Source organism: Allofranklinella schreckenbergeri (assembly GCF_003703475.1).
GTDB classification, from domain to species: Bacteria; Pseudomonadota; Gammaproteobacteria; order Burkholderiales; family Burkholderiaceae_C; genus Lampropedia; species Lampropedia schreckenbergeri.
In genome coordinates this window covers 1-2,150 of the sequence record NZ_RDQM01000027.1, presented here as the reverse complement: position 1 = coordinate 2,150, position 2,150 = coordinate 1, and the positions used below count along the sequence as shown (strand labels likewise).

Annotated in this window: 1 protein-coding gene; it reads right to left on the bottom strand. The window is 66.5% G+C overall.

Annotation, left to right across the window (positions count from 1 at the left end; translation table 11 throughout):
- Positions 1 to 52: 52 nt before the first annotated feature.
- The coding region (locus EBQ26_RS12460) for a hypothetical protein (protein WP_147474069.1) at positions 53 to 2,150 on the bottom strand (2,098 nt) is incomplete at its 5' end.

The window sequence follows — 2,150 nt, the reverse complement described above, 5'->3', positions numbered from 1 at the left end:
TTTTTTTATATCGCATGCCCCAGCGCTGTTGGCGCTGAGGCCAAGCCGAGCATCAACGCTGGCGTTTGCGCTGGCGGCGCAAGCCCGCAGCGCCCAGCAAGGCCGCCAAGGCGCCCAGGCCCAGCCCATCGAGCATGGGCACGGCCGTCACACCACCAGGAGTGGGCGAAGGCTGCTGCACCAAAACAGTGAAGGAGTCCGTCTGCGTCAATGCGCCACCACCGGGCACGCTGACGCTGACGCTGTAGTTCCCGGTGGGGAAGCCATTGGGGAAGTGCGCATTGAAGCGACCGCCCTGAACAGTGGCCTTCACCGTTACGCCATTGACGGTCACTTCCAGCACCGTGCCATCAGCGACGTGCATGGTGGTGCCTGTGATCGTCGTAGGAGCATTGGGCACGGCAGCAGCCGGGCCAGTGATGGTGGCGGTGGGCGCTGGCGCGGGTTTTTCGACCTGGATGCTGTGCGCAGCAGTCAGCGTGGCGCCTGTGACGGTGACGGCGTGCGTGCCTTCAGGGAAGCCCTCGGGGAAGTTGGCGCTGAATTGACCGCCATTGACTGTGGCGGGCACGGTTTTGCCATTGACGGTGACCTGGATGACGGTGCCATCGGCGACGTTGGCAGTGGAGCCTGTCACGGTAGTGGCCGTGTTGGGCTTGGCGGTGGCTGGCCCGGTGATGGTGGCGGTGGGCGCGGGAGCTGGGTCAGCGGGCTTTTTCACCTGGATGCTGTGCGCAGCAGTCAGCGTGGCGCCTGTGACGGTGACGGCGTGCGTGCCCTCCGGGAAGCCCTCGGGGAAGTTGGCGCTGAATTGGCCGCCATTGACTGTGGCGGGCACGGTTTTGCCATTGACGGTGACCTGGATGACGGTGCCGTTGGCCACATGGGCGGTGGTGCCGGTGACGGTGGTGGCCGTGTTGGGCTTGGCGGTGGCTGGCCCGGTGATGGTGGCGGTGGGCGCGGGAGCTGGGTCAGCGGGCTTTTTCACCTGGATGCTGTGCGCAGCAGTCAGCGTGGCGCCTGTGACGGTGACGGCGTGCGTGCCTTCAGGGAAGCCCTCGGGGAAGTTGGCGCTGAATTGGCCGCCATTGACTGTGGCGGGCACGGTTTTGCCATTGACGGTGACCTGGATGACGGTGCCGTTGGCCACATGGGCGGTGGTGCCGGTGACGGTAGTGGCCGTGTTGGGCTTGGCGGTGGCTGGCCCGGTGATGGTGGCGGTGGGCTCAGGTGCGGGATCGACAGGCTTGACGGGTTTTTTCACCTGGATGCTGTGCGCGCCAACCTGTGTCAAGCCATTGGGGCCGGTGACGGTGACGGGGTGCGTGCCTTCGGGCAAGCCTGCGGGGAAGCTGGCGTTGAATTGGCCGTTGTTAACGGTGGCCTGCACGGTTTGGCCGCCCACGGTGACGTTGACTTGGGTGCCGTTGGGGACGTTGGCGGTGGTGCCTGTGACTGTGATCGCGGTGTTGGGCTGAGCGGTTGCCGGGCCATTGATGGCCGCGGTGGGCGAGGGCGGCGGGGCAGGATTGTTCACCTGGATGCTGTGCGGTGCGGTCAGGGTGGCGCCGGTGATGGTCACGGGGTAGTTGCCTGCGGCCAGCCCAGGGATATTGGCACTGAATTGGCCGCCATTGACTGTGGCGGAGACGGTGTGCCCGCCCACGGTGACTTGGATCACCGTGCCGTCGCTGGCGTTGCTGGCGCCAGTGACGGTGAAGCCGGTGCCTGCGGTTGCAGTGGCTGGGCCGTTGATGGTGGCTGTTGTGGCCGGGGCGGGAGGGTCTACCTGGATGCTGTGCGTGCCGTTTTGTGTCAATGCCCAGCCGCTGGGGCCGGTGACGGTGACGGCATGGGTGCCTGCAGGAAAGCCACTGGGGAAGCTGACGCTGAAGTTGCCAGCGGTGACGGTGGCTTGCAAGGCGGTGCCGTTGACGGTGACAGTGACTTGGGCGCCATCGGCCAGGCCGGTGGCGGTGCCGGTGACGGTGGTGGCTGTGTTGGGTTGGGCGCTGGCCGGGCCGGTGATGGTGGCTGTGGGAGCGGCGATGGTGACTTTGCGCTCAATGGGGCCGTTGTTTTGCAGTTGGGGCGCCAGTTCGCCGGTGTCGGCGGCGGCGCCTGTCACCTGGGAGCGGAAGGTGCTGTCC